Raw genomic sequence first — 17,820 nt, 5'->3', positions numbered from 1 at the left:
GAATTCCTGAATAGAGTCCGCGAGCACCGGTACGGCACTCACGGTCGAGGGAGTGAGGCTCCTGAACCGGACCAACTCCGGTTCCCTGTACGGCTGTTGAGGCATTCCCCGATGCCCGCGCCGCAAGCCTCCTCACCGCCCCCGGGGTTCCCGCCCCTCGAACGCGTCGCGCAGCACCCCCAGCACGCCGTCCGCCGTGACCTCGCGCGGATTCGGATAGGCCGTCCCCACGGCCAGCTCCACCGCACGCGTCAAGTCCCCCTCGGTCAGCCCGAGTTCACCCAGCGATCGGGGTGCCCCGAGCCGCCCGCACAGCTCCCGCAGCGCCCCCACCGGATCGTCCGAGCCCATCGCCCGCCCGAGCCGCGCCAACGCGTCCGGCGCGGCAGGGGAGTTGAAGGCCAGGACGTACGGCAGCAGCACCGTGTGCGTCTCGGCGTGCGGCAGCCCGAAGCTGCCGCCCAGCACATGCGCCAGCTTGTGATGCAGGCCCATGACGGTCGACCCCAGCACCGCCCCGCACAGCCAGGCCCCGTACAGAGCCCGGCCGCGAGCCGCCAAGTCCCCCGGCGCCGACGCCAGTTCGGGCAGCGCGCCGACCATCGCCCGCGCCCCCTCCTCCGCCATCAGCTGGAGCAGCGGCGACACCCCCGGCGAGTACAGCCCCTCGGCGGCATGCGCGATCGCGTTGACGCCGCTCGTCACCGACAGGTCCACCGGCATGCCGACGGTCAGGTCGGGGTCGTACACCACGCTGCGCGGCAGCACCGCCGGATCACGGCCCGTACGCTTCACCCCGTTCTCGGTGAGCCCCCACACGGGCGTCATCTCCGAGCCGGAGTACGTCGTCGGTACGGCGATCAGCGGCAGCCCGGCGCGCAGGGCGAGCGCCTTGCCGAGCCCGATGGCAGAGCCGCCGCCCACGGCGACGCAGCCGTCGGCCTTCAGTGAGGACGCCAACTCCACGGCCCGCTCGGCGACTTCGACCGGAACGTGCATCCGGGCCGCCGCGTGCACCCCCACGCACACCGCCCCGAGCGCCCGCGCGACTTTCTCCGCGACGTCCGCCCCGCGCGCGCCGCTCACCACCAACACCCGCTCCAGGCCCAGCCGTTCCACCTCCCCCGGCACAGCGCTCGTCGACGCGCCGGACCGCAGGACCACCCGCGACCCCGGCACGTCGTGCACGAACTCCACGCCGGTCACCGTGAGTTGAGGACGAGGTCGAAGCGGGCGTGCCGGAAGGGGTTCGCGACGCCGAACTCCCCTGCCAGGGCAGGGTCGTCGGTCGTGGCGAAGTCCTGCACGAGGCTCTCCTTCACCGCGAACACCGCGTCGGAGTCTAGGTATCGGCCGCCCGCGACGAAGATGTGCGTGGTGACCGGCGTGTGCCCCGGCGCGGACGCGATGAAGTGGATGTGCGCGGGCCGGTACGGGTGGCGTCCGGTCGCCCGCAGCAGGTCGCCGACGGGGCCGTCCGTGGGGATCGGGTACGCGTCCGGCACGCACGTCCGGAACCAGAACCGTCCCTCGCCGTCGGCGGTGAACAACCCGCGCCCGTTGCCCGGGGGTTGGACGTCGGGCTGCTGGACGTCGTAGAAGCCCTCGGCGTCGGCCTGCCACACGTCGAGGACCGCGCCCGGCAGGGGAGTTCCGTCGCCGGACAGCACCCGCCCGCTCACCACGCACGGCTCGCCGGTGCCCAACAGGTCGATGTCCGCGCCGAGTTCACGCACCGGCGACTCGGTCATGTGGAACGGCCCGAGGACCGTCGACTCGGTGCCGGGCCCGGTGTCGCCGTTCACGGTCTCGACCAGCATCGACACGCCGAGCACGTCGGACAGGAGGATGAACTCCTGCCGGGTGTCGGTGCACGTCTGCCCGGTCGCGGTGAGGAAGCCGATCGCCCGCTCCCACTCCTCACCGGTCAGCCGGGTCTCACGGACGAAGTCGTGCAGATGCCGGGTGAGAGAGCCGAGCAGCTCGCGCAGCCGGGGATCGGCCGTACCGGCGAAGCTCTCGACGACCGCGCCGGTCAGCTCATCGGAAGAACCGCCCGGCTGCCCGCCCAGCCCTCCGCCCGGCTCCCCCGCCGGCCTCGCGCTCGTCCCGGCCGCTTCGGCAGACCCCGCGCTCATGGATTCCGTACTCATACGACTCCCTCAGCCCCGCCCGAGCACCCGCCCGAGCGCCTCCGACAACCGCCGTCCAGCATCCTCCGGCGCCCCCGCGTACCGGAACGCGACATACCCGTCCGGCCGGACGAGGAGCACGCCCGCGTCCGGTACCTCCCGCAGCCGGGCCCAGTCGCCGTACGGGTCGTCGTACTCCTGACCAGGGCCGATGACCACGGACGTCAGGCCGAGCGCGTCCGCCGCGCGGACCCAGTCCTCGCCGCCGATGCCGGTCAGGACCGTGAAGCGGCCCTTGCCGACCGTGTCCAGCGTGGACAGGGTGCGCGCCCCGGAGGTGATCCAGGCGTGCGGGAGCTTCGCGCCGGGGCGGGACGACGGCTGGTGGTACAGCTCCGGGTCGCGGTCGAAGCCGGGGTCGGGCGTGCCGTCCGGGACGACCGCGTCGGACGCGTACCGCTGGTTCAGGTCGACGCCGTGCGCGTTGAACTCGTACGCCTTGAACGCGATCGCCTCCCGCAGCCGCTCCCGGCGCTTCTCCGCCGCCGCGCCGGCGTCCTTGCGGCCCTCGATGTTGGCGCGCAGTTGCGCGGGGGTCTGCGGGGCGAGCAGGTCGAGGGCCTCGAAGACGGGAGCCGTCTCGCCGATCGACTGGTTGGCACGGGTGACGATCCGCCGCCCGACCGGCGCGCGTTCGGCGCTGTACGTGTCGAGCAGCTTCGGGCTCGCCGTCCCTTCCAGGACCAGCTTCAGCTTCCACGCCAGGTTGTACGCGTCCTGGATCGACGTGTTGGAGCCGAGGCCGTTGGACGGCGGGTGGCGGTGCACGGCGTCCCCGGCGCAGAAGACACGCCCGTTGGAGTAGGTCTCGGCGTACAGGTCGTTGACGGTCCACGCGGACGACGACTTGATGGTGACCGGGATCTCGTCGTCGCCGATCAGCTTCCGTACGACCGACTCCGCGTACTCCGTGGTCAGGTCGGGTGCGCCCGCGTCCACGTCGTACCCCCACACGATCATCCACTCGTGCCAGGGCCGTACGCACCGCACCAGCCCCGCCCCGATGCCGCCGACGGTCGCGCCCGGCGTGAGGACCCAGTACAGGGTGGACGGGCGGTGCGCGGTGTACTTGGTGAGGTCCGCGTCGAAGACGATGTTGATGCTGCCGGCCACGCCCATGCGGCCGACCGTCGGCAGCCCGGCGTCCTGCGCGACCTGCGAACGGCCGCCGTCCGCGCCGATCAGGTACTTCGCGCGGATCGTGTACTCGTCGCCGCGCACCCGGTCCTCGACGGTCACCGTCACGCCGAACTCGTCCTGCACGAACGACTTGTAGACCGTGCTGTACCGGAACACCGTGCCGCGCGCGATCGCCGCGTCCACCAGGACCGGTTCCATCAGGTGCTGCGGCATGTCGCACATCCGCGTGGGGCTCGCGAGGTCGTGCTCGGCCTGGACGCGGGGGTCGTTGCCCCACGACCGCAGCCGGCCCAACTCTTCCCCGGCGAGGCTGGTGCAGAAAGTCGTGTTCCCCATGAGGTGTTGGGGCGTCGCCTGCGCGACGACCTCGTCCTCGACGCCGAGGTCCCGCAGCACCTCCATCGTCCGCTGGTTCGTGATGTGCGCACGCGGCGTGTCCGCGAGGCTCCCGTACCGGGTGACGACCATGTTCGCCACCCCGTACGTACTCAACGCCAACGCCGCCGAGGCACCTGCGGGGCCACTGCCAACAATAAGGACGTCGGTCACGACATCGGGCTCGACGCTGTGCACGGGAACGCTCCGGGGAAGTGAGGGGGATCTTCCAAGATCATGAACCGGAGGGGGCGGGGGCGGGTGTCTCAGTTCGAGACAGTGGGGAGGGTTTGGGGCCGCCTGTCTACGTCAGTGATTTGCGCACGGCGTCGACCAAGGAGGCCGCACGCGTGTCGCCCGCTCCTCCGACGAGGTTGTTCATCACGTAGCCGAAAGCGATGCCGGACTCCGGGTCGGCGAAGCCGAGCGAGCACCGCGCCCGGTGTGCCCGAAGGAACTCGCCCCGAGCATCGGGGTGCTCTCCGTGAGCAGACGTACGCCGTCCACCCTGCCGATCAGCGCGGCGTACATACGGGCCAGCGCGTGCGCGGTGCCGATGCCGTTGGAGGCGGGGAGTTCGGCGGCCTGGACCTCGGAAGAGTTGAAGTCGATCTCGGCGGGGTCGGTGACTGCGTACGCCCGGTTGCTGAACGACTCCGGGTCCTGCCAGGCGGCGACGAGTTCTCGGAGTTCCTCGGGGACCGGCTCAGTCGTGAGGTCCAGCGCTGGTTACTGGTGCACCATGCGGCTGACCCGGCTGACCCGGCTGACCCGGCTGCGTCGGTCCGCCGGCAGTCCGATGCAGAAGTCGCGCCCGAGGGGAGCGGCGATCTCCTCGGCGACGAACCAGCCCGGCGTCCGCCCGGACACCCAGCGGATCACTTCGCCGACCAGCCAGCCCCAGGTCCGCCTGTGGTACCCGTGCGCCGTACCCGGAACCCACAAGGGGCGCTGCGCCGCCAGCGCGGCCACGATCGGGTGCCAGGCCAACGCGTCCTTCAACGGGACCGGGCGGTCCAGCGTGATCAACCCCGCCTGGTGGGACAGCAGTTGACGTACCGTGATGTCCGCCTTGCCGTTCACGGCGAACTCCGGCCAGTACGTCGCCACGGGCGCACCGAGGTCCAGCGCGCCACGCTCGACCAGCATGTGCGCTGCGGTCGCGATGGCTCCCTTGGTCGCTGAGTAGACGAGTTGCAGGTTCTCCCGTGTCCATGGGCGGCCGGTCCCTGGGTCGGCGATACCTCCCCAGAGGTCCACCATCGGTCGGCCGTGCCGGTACACGCATACCGCTGCGCCGATGTCTCCGTGCTGGGAGAAGTTCGCGGCGAACGCCTCCCGCACGGGTTCGAACCCGGCCTCGACCTCACCGTGGATCATTGTCATGCCGTCCGTCCTACCGGGCTGCGGTGTGCAGCCCAAGGAGGCACGTCGCTGAACCCCACCCGCTACTAGTGACTGCCGCAACGGGCAGGATCGGGGCATGAGGATTCTTGTGCTGGGTGGGACATGGTTCTTGGGCCGGGCTGTTGCTCAGGTGGCTCTGGGCCAGGGTTGGGAGGTCACGGCGTTCAACCGGGGACGCTCCGGGACGGCTCCGGAGGGGGTGGCCGAGGTTCATGGGGACCGTACGGTTCCGGGGGACGTAGCGAAGCTTGCCGGTCATGGGCCGTGGGACGCGGTGGTCGACACCTCGGCTTCGGAGCTTGCTCCGCGTGACGTGCTCGCGGGGGCGCGGGCGTTGGAGTCGGTGGCGGGCCGGTACGTCTACGTATCCACGGTGAACGCTTATCGGGGCTGGCCCGACGAGCCGTTGACGGAGACCTCGGAGCTGCTGGACGGTCCTGCGGATGCGGACATCGACTACGGCAGGTTGCCTGCGGACTGGGACGGTCCCGACTGGTACTACGGGCGCCAGAAGGCCGGTGCCGAGCGGGCGGCGATCACGGCGTTCGGCGCCGAGCGGGTGTCGGTGCTACGCCCCGGGGTGATTCTGGGACCGGGGGAGTACGTCGGCCGTCTGCCGTGGTGGCTGCGTCGGGCGGAGAAGGGCGGCGCGATTCTGGCGCCCGGCGATCCGGCGAAGAGCATTCAGCCCGTGGACGTCCGTGATGTGGCCGCGTTCGCGCTGGACCAGGCGCAGGCTGTCGGCGGTGGTGCCTACAACGTCACGGCTCCGCTCAGCCGCGAGACGATGGGTGGCTTCCTCGACGCGTGCCTTGAGGTGACCGGCCGCGTCGGGCATCTGGTATGGGCTTCCGACGACCTGCTGATCGGTCATGGGGTGCAGCAGTGGACGGAGTTGCCGCTCTGGCGTACCCACGCCGGGGTGTGGAGCATCGACTCCGCGCTGGCGCAGGCGGCGGGTCTGCGGTGCCGGCCGCTGGCCGAGACCGTTGCCGACACGTGGGAGTGGCTGCGTGCGGGAGGTCTGCCGGTCGAGCATCCGCGGTGGGCGGAGCACGGGATCGCGGCGGCGAAGGAGGCGGAGATCCTGGCCGTACTGAGCGGCTGACATCAGCCTTCGAGCGCCGACGGGGCGCCGGAGCCGAGTCTTTGTGCTGTGGCGGCGGCGGTGAACTCCTCGATCCGCTCCCCCAGTGAGTTCGCCTCCGCCGCGCCGGTGAAGTCCGGGTGGCAGAGTTCGGCGCGGACCGCTGAGATCCGTTCCAGGGTTCCGGCTCCCCGCCATTCGGTGGGGATGGCGAAGACGGGGTCGAGGGCCTCGTGCGTTCCGTCGAGTTCCCGGCGCAGGAGGCGAGCCCGCGCGAGGTCCACCGATGCCTGGGAGACGACGAGGAGCGGACGTTGGTCCTCGGGCCGCGCGGACAGGAGAGTCAGGGCGGAGGACGCCGCCTCTTCCGCGCCGTCCGCGTTGCGCAGCAGGAGGTGCGTCGTGGCGTTGCTCATGGCGACGCGGTGGGCGGGGAATCCGAACTCCCCCGCGATGTCGTCGTGGAGTTCGTCGCGTGTCCCCGTGTCGTGGTCCAGGGCCTCACGCATGGCCTGCTCCGAAGCCGCCCGATTCCCCAAGTGGGCGTAGGCGCGGCCCTCGATGACGGACAGACGGGTACGGGCGGTGTCGCCGAGTCCGCCGAACCGCTGTGCCTTGTGGACGAGCCGAAGGGATTCGGAGGGTCGGCCGCCCCAGTAGGCGAAGAGAGCCAACGCGCCGTGTGCGTACGCCTGGAGAGGACCGTGCTCGATGACCTGTCCGTAGAGCGCGGCGGTGCGTGACAGCGATACCGCGGGTGCCAGGGATCCCAGGTCGAAGCAGATGGCGGAGAGCAGCGCCGCCGACTGGCCGGAGGCGAGGTAGGCGCGGGTCTTCTGCCGGGGTACCTCGGTCCTTTCCAGCAGGGACTGGGAGAGCGCGAGCAGTTCCTTCGCACGCCGGTACACCTCGACCGGTGACGTGCGGTTGTAGTCCTGTGCCAGAGCCATGACGTCGTCGTCGAGCTGGTCGAGCGTGATGTCCGGAACACTGAGGGAGGCGGCATCGCTTGCGTGTGCCGCCGCGTCCCGAGCGGTCATTGCGAGTTCACTTTCATCGAGCGTGAATACGTGCTGGTGGGGCTGGAGGAGAGGCGTCTTCGGGACAGGGCCGAGGAGTTCGCGTACCGGATAGCCGAAGATGCGCTCCAGCACCTGCGGAGCGGGCTGGTTCGGCAGACCCTTCACACGGCCTGACGTCCACCGCCGGAACGTCTGCTCCTCCACGGTCGCGGTGGAACAGGATTCGCCTGTGGCTGCCGCGAGTTCGCGGGCGGCTCGCTCGTACGCCTTCCTGAAGACCTCGTACGTCCATCCCCGCTCCTGGAGCAGGAATTGGAACAGCGTCCTCGCTTCCCGCGTCATGAATTTCCTCCCCGGCGACTCGATCACAAGGGGCGTGTTGAAGGGGGAGCCCCACAGCCACTATCGCCCAATCCGCCACGGTCGACGCGATCTTGGGGCCAGGTGCGGTCCAAATGACATGTCTGTGATATCCGCATCACCCGACCGAGCGCCAGGTGATACCCGGCGTGACATGGTGCGGCCCGCCGGGCGGCGCAACTCTTGATCTCCCCCCACCGTCCCGAGGCCAGGCCCCTGGCCAGTGCCTCGGGACGGGGCCCTTCACGGGGCTCAAGGACAGGCGCTGGAGGAGCCCATGGCCGTCACGGCATACGTAGGCACGCGGCACTACCGACAGGAGCTGACCGTCGACTCGAAGAGTCTCGGCAGGACCCGCCGGATCGTCGCCGCGTTCATGCGGTACTGGGGTCTGGGCAAGTTAGTGGACCCCGCGGTCGTGTGCGTCACGGAGCTGCTGGCCAACGTGAGCAGACACGCCGGCTCCACATGCGTTCTCGTTGTCCGGGCGACGGATTCCGGCGTACGCATCGTCGTCAGCGACGGCAGCACGCGGCATCCGGTCGTCCGTGAGCCGGACTGGTCCGACGAGAGCGGGCGGGGCATGGTGCTCATCAGCACGCTCGCCTCCTCCTGGGGTGTCACGCCGACCGACACGGGCAAGGACGTCTGGGTCGAGCTGCGTACAGCAGCCTCCGAGGAGGCCGCCTGATGTGCGCCATCAAACCCTCCCTGCCCGTACGCGACAGCGAAGCGGCTCCTGCGAGGCCGACGTCGTCGCGGACGCTGGGCGATCTGCTGGACGCCCTCCAGTCCTCCTTCGTTCTCGACGGGGTCGACGAGTACTTGGAGCGGGTCCTCGGCTGGGGTGCTTCGCCGCTGAGTCCCGCGGAGACCAGGACGATCGCGCCTCGGCTGTACGGCAGCCTGTGGTGGCTGGTGACCGAGATCCTGCGTCGTGTGAACGGCCGTCCGGACGGGGCGCAGAAGGAACTCATCGGCCGCGCGGTCCGCCTGCGTGAGGACGAGACGGCTGACGAGGTTGGTGTCCGCCGTCTCGCGGTGCTGGTCTCGGCCCTGCTGGACGAGATTGCCGACGACGACGCTCACGGGCCGCTGCCGTACTTCGGTGATGAGCGGGACGTCAGGTGGTCGGCGTGAGTGGTCAGCCGCTTCCGCGTACGTACTGGTGCCACGCGGATTACGCAGGGTCGGGGCCGGTCGGCGTGATCCCTCTGAGCGCCGTGACCACGTCTCCGGCGCAGGCCGTGGAGTGGGTGCGCGACGCCGTACGCAACACCGCCTTCGTGCTCGACCGCCGGACGTTCGGGGCCGTGTGGGGCTGGCTGGGTGATCACCAGGCGGTGGATGCCGCCGTTATCGGTCTGCGCCGGGGGCGGTCGTACGTGTACAGCGTGCCGACCCCCACGGGGTGCTGGAAGTGGACCGTCTACCCGGTCTCCGTGCTCCCGATGGCGGGAAGGCGCGGGTCGCCGTCGCACGGCATCACCGGAGGGCCCCGTGCGGGGTGTTCCGGAGGCGTTCAAGTCCCTTGCGAACTTCCGTTGTTCGGAGACCCCTATGACCTCCACTGATTCCCTCGCGGGCCTGGGCCGTCCCACGGTCGCCGAGGCGGCATCCGAACTGACCCGTGCCTGCCAGGCCGCGGGTCTGAAGATCCAGGTGTCGTCTTCGCCGTCGAAGGCGGGGTTCGGCCGGTACCTCGTCCTCGGTGAAGTGACTCCTCAAACGGCCGTGAGGCTCGCGGAGTTGATCGAGGAGCAGCTGACGGAGGCGCACCAGGCCGCCGAGGAGTTGTGGAACACCTTCCAGGCGTGCGGGCTGACGACGCCCACCCCGTACGTCGTCGGCTCCCGGATCGACCTCGGTGACGTCTCCGTCGAAACGGCCGAGCAACTCGCCGTCCTGCTCGGTGCGCCGCCTCGGCCGGACTCCTCGGCGCCGGTCGTCGACTGGGTGGTGGGCCAGGAGGCCGCGGACCGGCCCGCCTCCGCTTTCGCAGAGGTGACCGGCGGTGGACTGCTGGACGCCTACTTCCACCCCGACTGCCTGCGCTGTGACGAGGGCTCGGCGGTGAGTCTGAAGTCCGTCTCCGTCGAGCACGCACAACTCCTCGGCGAGGCCCTCCAGTTCGGAGTTCCGTCATGACCGAGCCTCAGCGATCCGACCTCGCCCGCGACCTGATCGCACGCGCTCGGCAGGCGCGGGAGTACCACGCGCAGCGGGCACGGGGTCTGCTGCGCGAGTTCGAGACCGACCTGGGCCGTCACCTCGACCACGCCAACGCCCGGGTACTCCAGCGGATCACCACCCAGCACGGCTGGCCCGGCAGGACCCTGGTGGGGGAGGAAGCCGCCGAAGCGACGTGGCAGCTCGCGCTGCACGTCGACCACCTACCCGACCTCCAGCGGACCCTGCTGGATCTGCTGGACGTGGCGGTGAAGCTGGGCGAAGCCTCGCGCCGCCAGTGGGCGCATCTCTTCGACCGGTGTGCCGTCAACGCGGGACAGCCTCAGCTCTACGGCACCCAGTACCACCTCGGCCCAGACGGTGTGGAACCGCTGCCGATCTGGGACCCGGAACACCTCGACGCCCGCCGCGCCAGGGTCGGCCTGCCTCCGCACGGGCCCGTCCACGCACTGGTGCGGCGACGGCACAGCTATGGACCCCAGCCTCAGCAGTCCGAGCCGGACGGGGAGTCCGAGCGGACGGTCCTCCTCGGGAGCGCGGCATGACCCAGACCGGGCGGGGAGCATCCCGTGGCCCTCCCCGCCACCTGACACCTCGTTCCCCCGATCCGCCCGAATCCGACCGGAGGCCGTCCGTTGGAGAAAAAACCGCAGTTGGCACAGGAGTTGGCCGAGACCGTCAAGATCCTGTCCTGGAACATACGCAAGGGCGAGCACGCCGACGCCGCCTGCGCGTGGATCAACGAGCAGCAGCCCGATGTCGTGTTCTGGCAGGAGATGCAGGCCGCCGACCTCGAACGCGTCACCAACCAGCTGGGGATGCTCGCCTTCCCGGCCGCACGCACGGCCTCGGGTAACGGCAACGACAACGTCATCTTCGTGCGTTCCGATGGTCCGTTCGTCGTGGAGGACGTGTACGGGCACGAGTGGGCCGGATGGCATGCGCCGGCGAACGTCTCCGTGCGGCTCGCACTGGCGGACGGCGGTGTCAGTGCGCGGGCGCTGAGTCTGGTCTGCGAGCACTCCTGTTACTGGTCGTCCGAGCGCCGCTGGGACGAGGCGCGCTGGTACGCGACGCTCGCCAAGCCGGGGTGGCTCACCGTCGCCGGCGGGGACTGGAACTCCTACCCGACCGGCGAGGGGCCCAGCGCCGAGGAGTGGGAGACGGTCCAGGACCGCGCGTTCTACATGAACCGCACCTACATCGCCGCCGACGGCACGCGGGTCAGCGACGATCGCGCCGACGGGATCATGCGCGGCGCGAAGTACGTCGACGTGGCTCGTTGGGTCGCCGACCACACCGAGTGGGCCGCTGCGGTCCGGCCGACAGCCGGGTACGGGCCGGAGAAGGCGCTCCAGGGTGGGCCCGAGCGCATCGACCGGACCTACGCCGTGAAGGAACTCGCCCGCGCGATCGCCCGCTACGAGACCTTCGACATCGGGAAGCTCCGCTCGATCTCCGACCACCTGCCGGGCATGACCACGTTCTACCGGCGGGTCCTGGCGGAGATCATGTGCGCCCCCGTCGACAGCCTCGGCCGTCCGGCCGCGATACCGGGCTGACAGGGGGTGTGCTGATGGGCAGGTGGGTGAGTCTCGGCCAGGCGTTCGGGGGTTTCTCTGAGTCGCTGGTGCTGGAGCCGCAGCCGAAGCCGAGGACGGAACCGGTGCCCCGCAGGGCCGTCGAGGAGGAGTCCAAGGAGGCCAGGGCTGCGGCGGACACCATGCGCGCCGCCGGATACGAACCCGAGGAGCCGTATCCCGGACGCCGTTCCTCCCCCTGGCGGGTCCGGTGTACGACCTGCAAGAAGCCGCGCCGTCCGACCCTGCACCAGGTCGCCTGCGGCCTGCGCTGCAAGCACGGCGGACGCCCCAAATCCTGACGTTCCGGATCACCGGAACGTCGCCTCGACCCCCGGCGTGGGAGCGCCCGATCGGACTCCCCCGCCCGAGAAGCACTTCCACGCCGGGCCGTGCCCCTTGCCGTGAGATATCCACGCCTCGCGGCAAGGGGAATCAGAAAAAGAATGGTGGTCATGCCCAGATTTCGGATCGGCGCGATAGTGAAGAGCAGTAACAAGCCCTCGAAGGGGGCGAATGTCTGGGTCGACGCCAAAGGCAAAGAGGAAGCCGAAGGGAAGGGGAAGCGGAAAATCCAGAAGGAGAACCCGAACGGGCACGTCGAAGTGGCGAAGGTTGAGGAAGTGCCCCCCTCCGGAGCCGCCCAAGTTCCGCTGGTGGTAGGCAGTTTCAGCGTCCTGCGTCTCAACTCAAGGAGGGGAAGCATGCTCAGGAATTTTTCCTACGACGGCATCGAGGGCGCCTACCTCGATGCGTTACGGCTGGCAATCGAATATCCCGAACATCAGATCTCTGCTCGCGGAAATCGCGCGCGGGAGGTCATCGGCGTCAGCTTCAGGCTGAGCGACCCCCGCCAGCGCTTCCCGTATTTGGTGCAGCGCAAGGCCAACCCCGTATTTCAGATCGCGGAGTCGCTCTGGTATCTCGCGGGCCGCCGCGACCTGGAGATGATCGGGTACTACGCCCCGTCCATGAGGGCGAGTTCCCCGGACGGCATCCACCTGGGCGGGTCCGCCTATGGCCATACCCTGTTCACACCGGGAGCCGACGGTGTGTCGCCGTTCGACCGGGTGCTGGACCTGCTGCGCACCGAGACGGACTCGAAGCGGGGCTATCTGCCCGTCTTCTCCTCCGACGAACTCGCCGTCGACGACAACCCCGACGTGGCCTGCCTCGCGGGGCTGCACCTCCTCGCGCGCGGCAACGCGTTGCACATGGTGTGCACCATGCGCGCCAACGACCTCGACTGCGGCCTGCTGAGCGACGTCTTCAGCTTCACCATGATCCAGGAGTACGCGGCCGTCCAACTCCGCCTGGACCTGGGTACGTACACCCACTTCATCGGCTCGGCCCACGTCAACGGCTGCAACGCCGACCGGGTCAAGCGGGTCCTGGCCGAGGCGGACGGCCTTGCGGAACCCCGGCTCTTCCCGTTCCCGGCGATGCCGCGCACCACCACCGCGGCGACCGTTGCCCGTGTCCTGGAGCACGAAGAGGCCCTGCGCACCAACAGGGTCCGCTACAGCGCCCGCGACATCCTCGGCCTGGACCTGGAGGTGTACTGGCAGCAGATGCTCCTGCTGTTCGAGGTCTACCGCCAGATCCAGCACGACCGCCCCGACACCGTCTCCGACGACGTCCTGTCCGCGCTGATCCCCGGGCTGCGGTGGCTGGTCGGACACCGCTGGCCCCAGTACGCCGCCTCGGCCCTGAACGGCGTCGCGCGGTGAGCCGCAAGCCGGCGAGCGGCGCCGTGGTGGACGGCATCGACTTCGACCGCCGGGCCGTCGTCCTGTGCAAGCCCGACGCGGTCGAGCGCGGTCTCGTCGAGCGGGTGCTCGCGCGGATCACCGAGGCGGGTTTCACGGTCGTCGGGCGCCGGGACGTCGTGGTCCAGCCGTGGCAGGCGCACGTCGCGTACCGCGACCTCCTCACCGGACCCCGGAACCCCGGCGCCGACGTCCCCGCCCTTCTCGACCAGGCGTTCACCGGCCGTCCCGTGGCGGTGGCCCTCGCCCACGGCACCCCGGACATCCATTCCCGGTTGCGTCGGCTCATCGGGCACACGGACCCGGCTGCCGCCGTGGCGGGCACGATCCGCAGTGACCTCGGCGCCGACAGCCTCGAAGCCGCCGCTCTTCAAAAGCGCCTCGTGCGCAACCTCGTCCACACCAGCGACGATCCCGCCGCCGCGCGCCGCGAGTTCGGCGTCTGGTTCGCCGAGCGTGAGGTGCCGGACTTCGCCGAGTGCTCCGTGATCCTGTGCAAGCCGGACGCGGTCGAACGCGGCCTGGTCGCGGAGGTCCTGGACCGCGTCCGGGCAGCCGGGTTCACGGTCTCGGACCCGGTGGACGTCATCGTGCGGCCGTGGCAGATCCACGTCCACTACTGGGATCTCCTTGTCGACGCCGACTGGTTCCCCGACCGTGACATCCCCGCCTGCCTCGACGCCGAGTACGCCGGCAGACACGTCAGTGTCGCTCTCGCGCACGCGGAACCCGGCTGCCACGGCCGGCTGCGCCAACTCCTCGGCCACTTCGACCCGATGTACGCCGCACCGGGCACGATCCGCGGCGACCTCGGCGCCGACAGCCTCGAAATCGCCTCTCTGCAGAAGCGCCTCGTGCGCAACCTCGTCCACACCAGCGACGACGCCGACGCCGCGCGCCGTGACTTCGGCACCTGGTTCGGAGCCGGCCGCCGCGCTCTGCTCACGTCCTTGTCCGTACCGGCCCAGCCCACGTCCGCCGACCACTGACCCCGGATCCGGAGGCCACCATGACGAACCTCCCCGAACCGACCGCGCTTCTCCGCCGCCCGCTGCCGATCCTGACCGACAGGCAGATCGGCGCGCTGAAGCCGGAACTGTCCGACGTGATCGAGTACCGCAAGTCCGGCCTGTCGCTGAACTGGATCGTCGGCTGCCCGCTGAAGTGCGGCTACTGCGTACGGCACCTGTTCGACAACTTCGGGATGAAGGCCCCGAAACGGCTGATGAGCGACGAGGCTGCCGTTGCTGCCCTCGTCGGCCACCCGTACTTCCGCCCCCACCGCACACCGGTCCAACTCCTCAACCGGGCCACCGACTCGATGCTCCCCGTCGTCAAGCCGCACCTGTTCTCCGTGCTGCGGAGCCTGGACGATCAGGGCCTGACCAACCACGTCCTGGTCATCACCCGCTGGCGGGTCCACCCGGAGGACTGCGCCGTCCTCAACTCCTTCAGGAACCTGCGCCTGACCCTGCTCGTCACCCACTCTGGGATCGACCACCCCGGCATCGAACCGGTCGACTCCGCCATCGCCGCCGACAGCCTGCGCACCCTGTACGCGCACGCCGAGAACTACCGCACCATCCTGTACTGGAGGCCGATCGTCCCCGGCCTCAACGACAGCCCCGCACACCTCACCCGGGCCCGCGAGCTGTCCCGGCACGCGCACGCCACCGTCTTCACCGGCCTGTTCTTCCGCGCCGAGATCAAGGCGTACTACGAGGCCAACGGCCTGCCTGCACCGTACGACGACACAGCCCGCCGCAAGATCCTGCCGGAGACCACCGAGCAGCGGATCCTCGACGCCTTCCCCGCAACACCGGGTGTCCTGTTCCGCAAGACGAGTTGCGGTATCGCCTACGCCTGGGGCGAGCCCGATTACAACGGCCACTACGGCATCCGTGAGTTGTGCGACATCTGCCCGCCCGAGCAGATCGCGCTGTGCCGGGACGCCTGGGTCAAGCCGGACCTGCCCGACGTCACCCGTGAGGCGCGCGTCCTCGGCGCGATCGGCGAGGTCGAGGTCAACGGCCGTGCCATCGTCGTCGAGGGACTGGACGAGCCGCCCCGCTACTTCCTCCAGCACGGATACGGCTACCAGTGCCACGACCGCCGCAAACCGCACCACTACCGCCAGCACGGCCGGGCTGCCATCGGCTGGCCGGCGGAGAACGGACCTTCCCCGTCATGAACTTCGGCTCCTGGCCCCGTCTGCTCGTCGTCGACGTCGAAGGCAACGGCACCAACCCTCCCGACCTCGTCGAGGTCGCCGCACTCCCCATCGACAATGGCCACCCCGACAAGGCGACCGCGCGGGCGTGGCTGACCCGGCCGCAGCGCCCGGTCACCTCGTTCGCCACCCGCGTGCACGGCCTGACCAACCAGGACCTGGCCGACCAGCCCGCCTGGGCGGAGATCGCCGGCACGGTCCAGGAGTTCCTCGGCACGGCGTGGATCTGCGCCCACAACGCGCACATCGACCACCGGGTCCTCGCAGCCCACCTGCCCGGATGGGAACCCACCGGGGTCCTGGACACCCTGCGCCTCGCCCGCGTCACCCTTCCCGGCCTGCCCGGCTACAGCCTGGACGCGCTCATCAAGGCCGTACAGCCCGATCTGCGCGAAGCCCCCGCCCAGCGCCACCGGGCCACGTACGACGCCTACGCCACCGCCCAGATCCTCATCACCCTGGCCGGTCACTACGGCACCTGGGACGACCTCGTCGCCGCCGCCGTACCCCCCGGCCTCCCCGGAGCCCCCGAACCAGAAAAGGACCCGACCCTGTGGTGACCCCTCAACCGCCCGTCCGGATCGGGGTGCTGGGCACACACTCCACCGGCAAGACGACCCTCCTGAAACGGATCGAGATGGAACTGCGCGGCCACGGCGTGACCGTGGCCCGCACCGGCCGCTTCGCCAAGCGGGCCGCCGCACTGGGCCTGCCCAAGATGCAGCACCACACCGTGGCCTCCACCGAGTGGATCATCACCCAGGGCATCGCCGACGAGATCGCCGCCACCGCCACGGGCGCCGACGTCGTCCTTCTCGACTGCGCCTCCTACGACGCCCTCGCCTACTGGCGGGCCGCCCTCGAATTCCGCGGCGAGACGGCACACCGGACCGACACCGAACGCCTGCTGGCGCTCGCGGCGACCCAGGCAGTGAAGTACGACCTGCTGTTCGCCACCGTGCTGGACCCGCACACCGCCACCGGCGACGACGCCCTCTTCCGCCGCCTCGTCGACCGCCACGCCCACGCCCTCCTCGCCGAGGAGCACATCCACCACCAACGCGTCACCGACGAGGACCACAACCGCACGGCAGCCATCGAGCGAGCCCTCCACCTGTCCCTGAAGGAGCCACGGACATGACCACCGTCACCCCGCCCGCAGGCACCATCACCATCGCCGGCAAGACCGTCTCCCGCCTCGGCTTCGGCACCATGCGCCTGACCGGCCCCGGCACCTGGGGCCACCCCGACGACCACGACACCGCCATCACCGTCCTCCGCCAGGCCGTCCACACCCACGGCATCACCCACATCGACACCGCGGACGCCTACGGCCCTCACACCTGCGAGACCCTCGTCCGCCACGCCCTCTACCCTTACCCGCCCGACGTCCTCATCGCGACCAAGACCGGCATGCTCCGCCCCGGCCCCGACCAGTGGGTACCCCACGGCCACCCCGCTTACCTCAGGTCCTGCGCCGAAGCGAGCCTGCGCCGCCTCGGTGTCGAACGCCTCGACCTCTGCTACCTCCACCGCATCGACCGCGAGATCCCCGCCGACGACCAGTTCGGCGTGATGAAGGCACTCCAGGACGAGGGAAAGGTCGGCCACATCGGCCTGTCGAAGGTCACCCCCGACGACATCCGGGACGCCGGGAAGCACTTCGAGATCGCGGCGGTCCAGAACGTCCTCAACGTCATCGACCACTACGACCCCTCCCTCGAAACCTGCCGGGAACTCGGCATCCCGTACGTGGCCTACCGCCCCCTCGACGCCGGTGCCCTCACGAAGACACGGGGTGTCGCCGAGTCCCTGGCCTGGCTCCTCGACAAAGGACCCCACGTCGCCCCGATCCCCGGCACCAGCAACCCCCGGCACCTCGCGGAGATCGCCGAGGCCGTCAAGGGCCGGACGTGACGCCGTCGGCCGTGGCTCCCACGCCGACGAACACGAAGACCCCGTACACGAACTGGCGGCCTCCACTCATCGGGGTGTCGCTGTTCGTCCCCGTCGACGGCGACGCCCTCCTCGTCGCCAAGACCATGGGAGGCATCGTCCTTCCCGTCGGAGGCGTACGAGAGGGACAGACGGTCGAACACGCCGCGCGGGAGGTGCTGCCCGGGGGAGAACTTCCCCACCTCCGGCGGGTCTTCACCGACCGGAGACAGATGCGCCGCCGGGCAGTCGTCACCCACGTCCTGGCCACGGCCGCCATGTCCCAGGACGAGACGCTCCCCTTCGCCTACCGGGACCCGCGAGGGATGTTACTCATCCTCACGATCCGTGAGGCCATCTCGCGCATGCCTCCCCGGACACGGTCGAGGGTCGAACTTGCCGCGCTGACGCTCGCAGGTGGCACCGTACGACTTCCGTTTCCCACACCGAAATAGGACAACGCCAGCTCGCTGCCGTCGCTGAGGGCAGCGGTCGCCATGCCTTCATGAGATGCCCCGGACCCGTTGCTCTGC

General features: G+C 70.0%; 19 protein-coding genes and 1 pseudogene. 15 read left to right on the top strand and 5 right to left on the bottom strand.

Annotated elements, in window-relative coordinates; translation table 11 throughout:
* Positions 1-132: 132 nt before the first annotated feature.
* The 4 genes and pseudogenes from J8M50_RS22190 to J8M50_RS22175 form a co-directional block, all read right to left on the bottom strand.
* Complete coding sequence (locus J8M50_RS22190) at positions 133-1,206, bottom strand: maleylacetate reductase (protein WP_010360955.1); 1,074 nt, start codon at positions 1,204-1,206, stop codon at positions 133-135.
* Positions 1,203-2,153, bottom strand: a complete 951-nt coding sequence (locus J8M50_RS22185; RefSeq protein ID WP_223786241.1) for an intradiol ring-cleavage dioxygenase — start codon at positions 2,151-2,153, stop codon at positions 1,203-1,205. Before J8M50_RS22185 ends, J8M50_RS22190 begins: the two co-directional genes overlap by 4 nt.
* 9 nt (positions 2,154-2,162) lie before the next feature.
* A complete protein-coding gene (locus J8M50_RS22180; RefSeq protein ID WP_029184740.1) occupies positions 2,163-3,905 on the bottom strand; it encodes an FAD-dependent oxidoreductase in 1,743 nt (580 codons plus the stop codon).
* A gap of 106 nt (positions 3,906-4,011) precedes the next feature.
* Positions 4,012-5,093 (bottom strand): annotated as a pseudogene (locus J8M50_RS22175) (serine hydrolase domain-containing protein).
* A 97-nt stretch (positions 5,094-5,190) separates the two neighbouring features.
* Here J8M50_RS22175 and J8M50_RS22170 point away from each other — a divergent pair.
* Complete coding sequence (locus J8M50_RS22170; protein ID WP_029184642.1) at positions 5,191-6,222, top strand: NAD-dependent epimerase/dehydratase family protein; 1,032 nt, start codon at positions 5,191-5,193, stop codon at positions 6,220-6,222.
* A 2-nt stretch (positions 6,223-6,224) separates the two neighbouring features.
* On the opposite strand, the gene J8M50_RS22165 is transcribed toward J8M50_RS22170, so the two are convergent.
* Positions 6,225-7,565, bottom strand: a complete 1,341-nt coding sequence (locus J8M50_RS22165; protein WP_010360225.1) for an NsdA family TPR-like regulatory protein — start codon at positions 7,563-7,565, stop codon at positions 6,225-6,227.
* A gap of 295 nt (positions 7,566-7,860) precedes the next feature.
* Between J8M50_RS22165 and J8M50_RS22160 the strand changes: the two genes are divergently transcribed.
* The 14 genes from J8M50_RS22160 to J8M50_RS22095 all read left to right on the top strand — a co-directional run bounded on the left by J8M50_RS22160 (position 7,861) and on the right by J8M50_RS22095 (position 17,742).
* Positions 7,861-8,274, top strand: coding sequence for an ATP-binding protein (locus J8M50_RS22160; RefSeq protein WP_010360223.1), 414 nt, complete (start codon positions 7,861-7,863; stop codon positions 8,272-8,274).
* Positions 8,274-8,723: a DUF6415 family natural product biosynthesis protein gene (locus J8M50_RS22155; protein WP_010360221.1), complete on the top strand. Its 450-nt coding sequence runs from the start codon at positions 8,274-8,276 to the stop codon at positions 8,721-8,723. Before J8M50_RS22160 ends, J8M50_RS22155 begins: the two co-directional genes overlap by 1 nt.
* A gap of 83 nt (positions 8,724-8,806) precedes the next feature.
* Positions 8,807-9,157 carry a hypothetical protein gene (locus J8M50_RS22150; protein ID WP_141655666.1) on the top strand — a complete coding sequence of 117 codons (351 nt, stop codon included), beginning with the start codon at positions 8,807-8,809 and terminating at the stop codon, positions 9,155-9,157.
* Positions 9,144-9,731, top strand: a complete 588-nt coding sequence (locus J8M50_RS22145) for a hypothetical protein (protein WP_010360218.1) — start codon at positions 9,144-9,146, stop codon at positions 9,729-9,731. The genes J8M50_RS22150 and J8M50_RS22145 overlap by 14 nt, the downstream gene beginning before the upstream one ends.
* Positions 9,728-10,318, top strand: coding sequence for a DUF6624 domain-containing protein (locus tag J8M50_RS22140; RefSeq protein WP_010360216.1), 591 nt, complete (start codon positions 9,728-9,730; stop codon positions 10,316-10,318). The genes J8M50_RS22145 and J8M50_RS22140 overlap by 4 nt, the downstream gene beginning before the upstream one ends.
* 90 nt (positions 10,319-10,408) lie before the next feature.
* Positions 10,409-11,335: an endonuclease/exonuclease/phosphatase family protein gene (locus J8M50_RS22135; RefSeq protein ID WP_178855066.1), complete on the top strand. Its 927-nt coding sequence runs from the start codon at positions 10,409-10,411 to the stop codon at positions 11,333-11,335.
* 14 nt (positions 11,336-11,349) lie between these two features.
* Entirely contained in the window at positions 11,350-11,655 is a 306-nt protein-coding gene (locus tag J8M50_RS22130; RefSeq protein WP_010360212.1) for a hypothetical protein, read from the top strand.
* A 402-nt stretch (positions 11,656-12,057) separates the two neighbouring features.
* Positions 12,058-13,083 carry a thymidylate synthase gene (locus tag J8M50_RS22125; protein WP_010360211.1) on the top strand — a complete coding sequence of 342 codons (1,026 nt, stop codon included), beginning with the start codon at positions 12,058-12,060 and terminating at the stop codon, positions 13,081-13,083.
* Positions 13,080-14,111, top strand: a complete 1,032-nt coding sequence (locus J8M50_RS22120; protein ID WP_010360210.1) for a nucleoside-diphosphate kinase — start codon at positions 13,080-13,082, stop codon at positions 14,109-14,111. The genes J8M50_RS22125 and J8M50_RS22120 overlap by 4 nt, the downstream gene beginning before the upstream one ends.
* A 20-nt stretch (positions 14,112-14,131) precedes the next feature.
* The gene (locus J8M50_RS22115; protein ID WP_010360209.1) at positions 14,132-15,313 is read left to right on the top strand and encodes a hypothetical protein; all 1,182 of its coding nucleotides are present in this window, start codon (positions 14,132-14,134) and stop codon (positions 15,311-15,313) included.
* Complete coding sequence (locus J8M50_RS22110) at positions 15,310-15,912, top strand: 3'-5' exonuclease (RefSeq protein ID WP_010360207.1); 603 nt, start codon at positions 15,310-15,312, stop codon at positions 15,910-15,912. The genes J8M50_RS22115 and J8M50_RS22110 overlap by 4 nt, the downstream gene beginning before the upstream one ends.
* The gene (locus J8M50_RS22105; protein ID WP_010360206.1) at positions 15,906-16,493 is read left to right on the top strand and encodes an AAA family ATPase; all 588 of its coding nucleotides are present in this window, start codon (positions 15,906-15,908) and stop codon (positions 16,491-16,493) included. Before J8M50_RS22110 ends, J8M50_RS22105 begins: the two co-directional genes overlap by 7 nt.
* A complete protein-coding gene (locus J8M50_RS22100) occupies positions 16,490-17,269 on the top strand; it encodes an aldo/keto reductase (RefSeq protein ID WP_010360204.1) in 780 nt (259 codons plus the stop codon). The genes J8M50_RS22105 and J8M50_RS22100 overlap by 4 nt, the downstream gene beginning before the upstream one ends.
* Entirely contained in the window at positions 17,266-17,742 is a 477-nt protein-coding gene (locus J8M50_RS22095) for a hypothetical protein (RefSeq protein WP_010360203.1), read from the top strand. The genes J8M50_RS22100 and J8M50_RS22095 overlap by 4 nt, the downstream gene beginning before the upstream one ends.
* Positions 17,743-17,820: the final 78 nt, after the last annotated feature.

The organism is Streptomyces acidiscabies, from assembly GCF_020010905.1.
GTDB lineage: Bacteria > Actinomycetota > Actinomycetes > Streptomycetales > Streptomycetaceae > Streptomyces > Streptomyces acidiscabies.
Note: the sequence above shows the minus strand (reverse complement) of the source record. Positions and strands in the feature narration are given on the sequence as shown.

What these genes read in the sequence shown, in the direction of transcription:
- J8M50_RS22160 (WP_010360223.1), top strand. Translation starts at nt 7,861, where the DNA reads ATGGCCGTCACGGCATACGTAGGCACGCGGCACTACCGACAGGAGCTG.
- J8M50_RS22125 (WP_010360211.1), top strand. Translation starts at nt 12,058, where the DNA reads ATGCTCAGGAATTTTTCCTACGACGGCATCGAGGGCGCCTACCTCGAT.
- J8M50_RS22130 (WP_010360212.1), top strand. Translation starts at nt 11,350, where the DNA reads ATGGGCAGGTGGGTGAGTCTCGGCCAGGCGTTCGGGGGTTTCTCTGAG.
- J8M50_RS22170 (WP_029184642.1), top strand. Translation starts at nt 5,191, where the DNA reads ATGAGGATTCTTGTGCTGGGTGGGACATGGTTCTTGGGCCGGGCTGTT.
- J8M50_RS22115 (WP_010360209.1), top strand. Translation starts at nt 14,132, where the DNA reads ATGACGAACCTCCCCGAACCGACCGCGCTTCTCCGCCGCCCGCTGCCG.
- J8M50_RS22110 (WP_010360207.1), top strand. Translation starts at nt 15,310, where the DNA reads ATGAACTTCGGCTCCTGGCCCCGTCTGCTCGTCGTCGACGTCGAAGGC.
- J8M50_RS22155 (WP_010360221.1), top strand. Translation starts at nt 8,274, where the DNA reads ATGTGCGCCATCAAACCCTCCCTGCCCGTACGCGACAGCGAAGCGGCT.
- J8M50_RS22145 (WP_010360218.1), top strand. Translation starts at nt 9,144, where the DNA reads ATGACCTCCACTGATTCCCTCGCGGGCCTGGGCCGTCCCACGGTCGCC.
- J8M50_RS22100 (WP_010360204.1), top strand. Translation starts at nt 16,490, where the DNA reads ATGACCACCGTCACCCCGCCCGCAGGCACCATCACCATCGCCGGCAAG.
- J8M50_RS22185 (WP_223786241.1), bottom strand. Translation starts at nt 2,153, where the DNA reads ATGAGTACGGAATCCATGAGCGCGGGGTCTGCCGAAGCGGCCGGGACG.
- J8M50_RS22165 (WP_010360225.1), bottom strand. Translation starts at nt 7,565, where the DNA reads ATGACGCGGGAAGCGAGGACGCTGTTCCAATTCCTGCTCCAGGAGCGG.
- J8M50_RS22140 (WP_010360216.1), top strand. Translation starts at nt 9,728, where the DNA reads ATGACCGAGCCTCAGCGATCCGACCTCGCCCGCGACCTGATCGCACGC.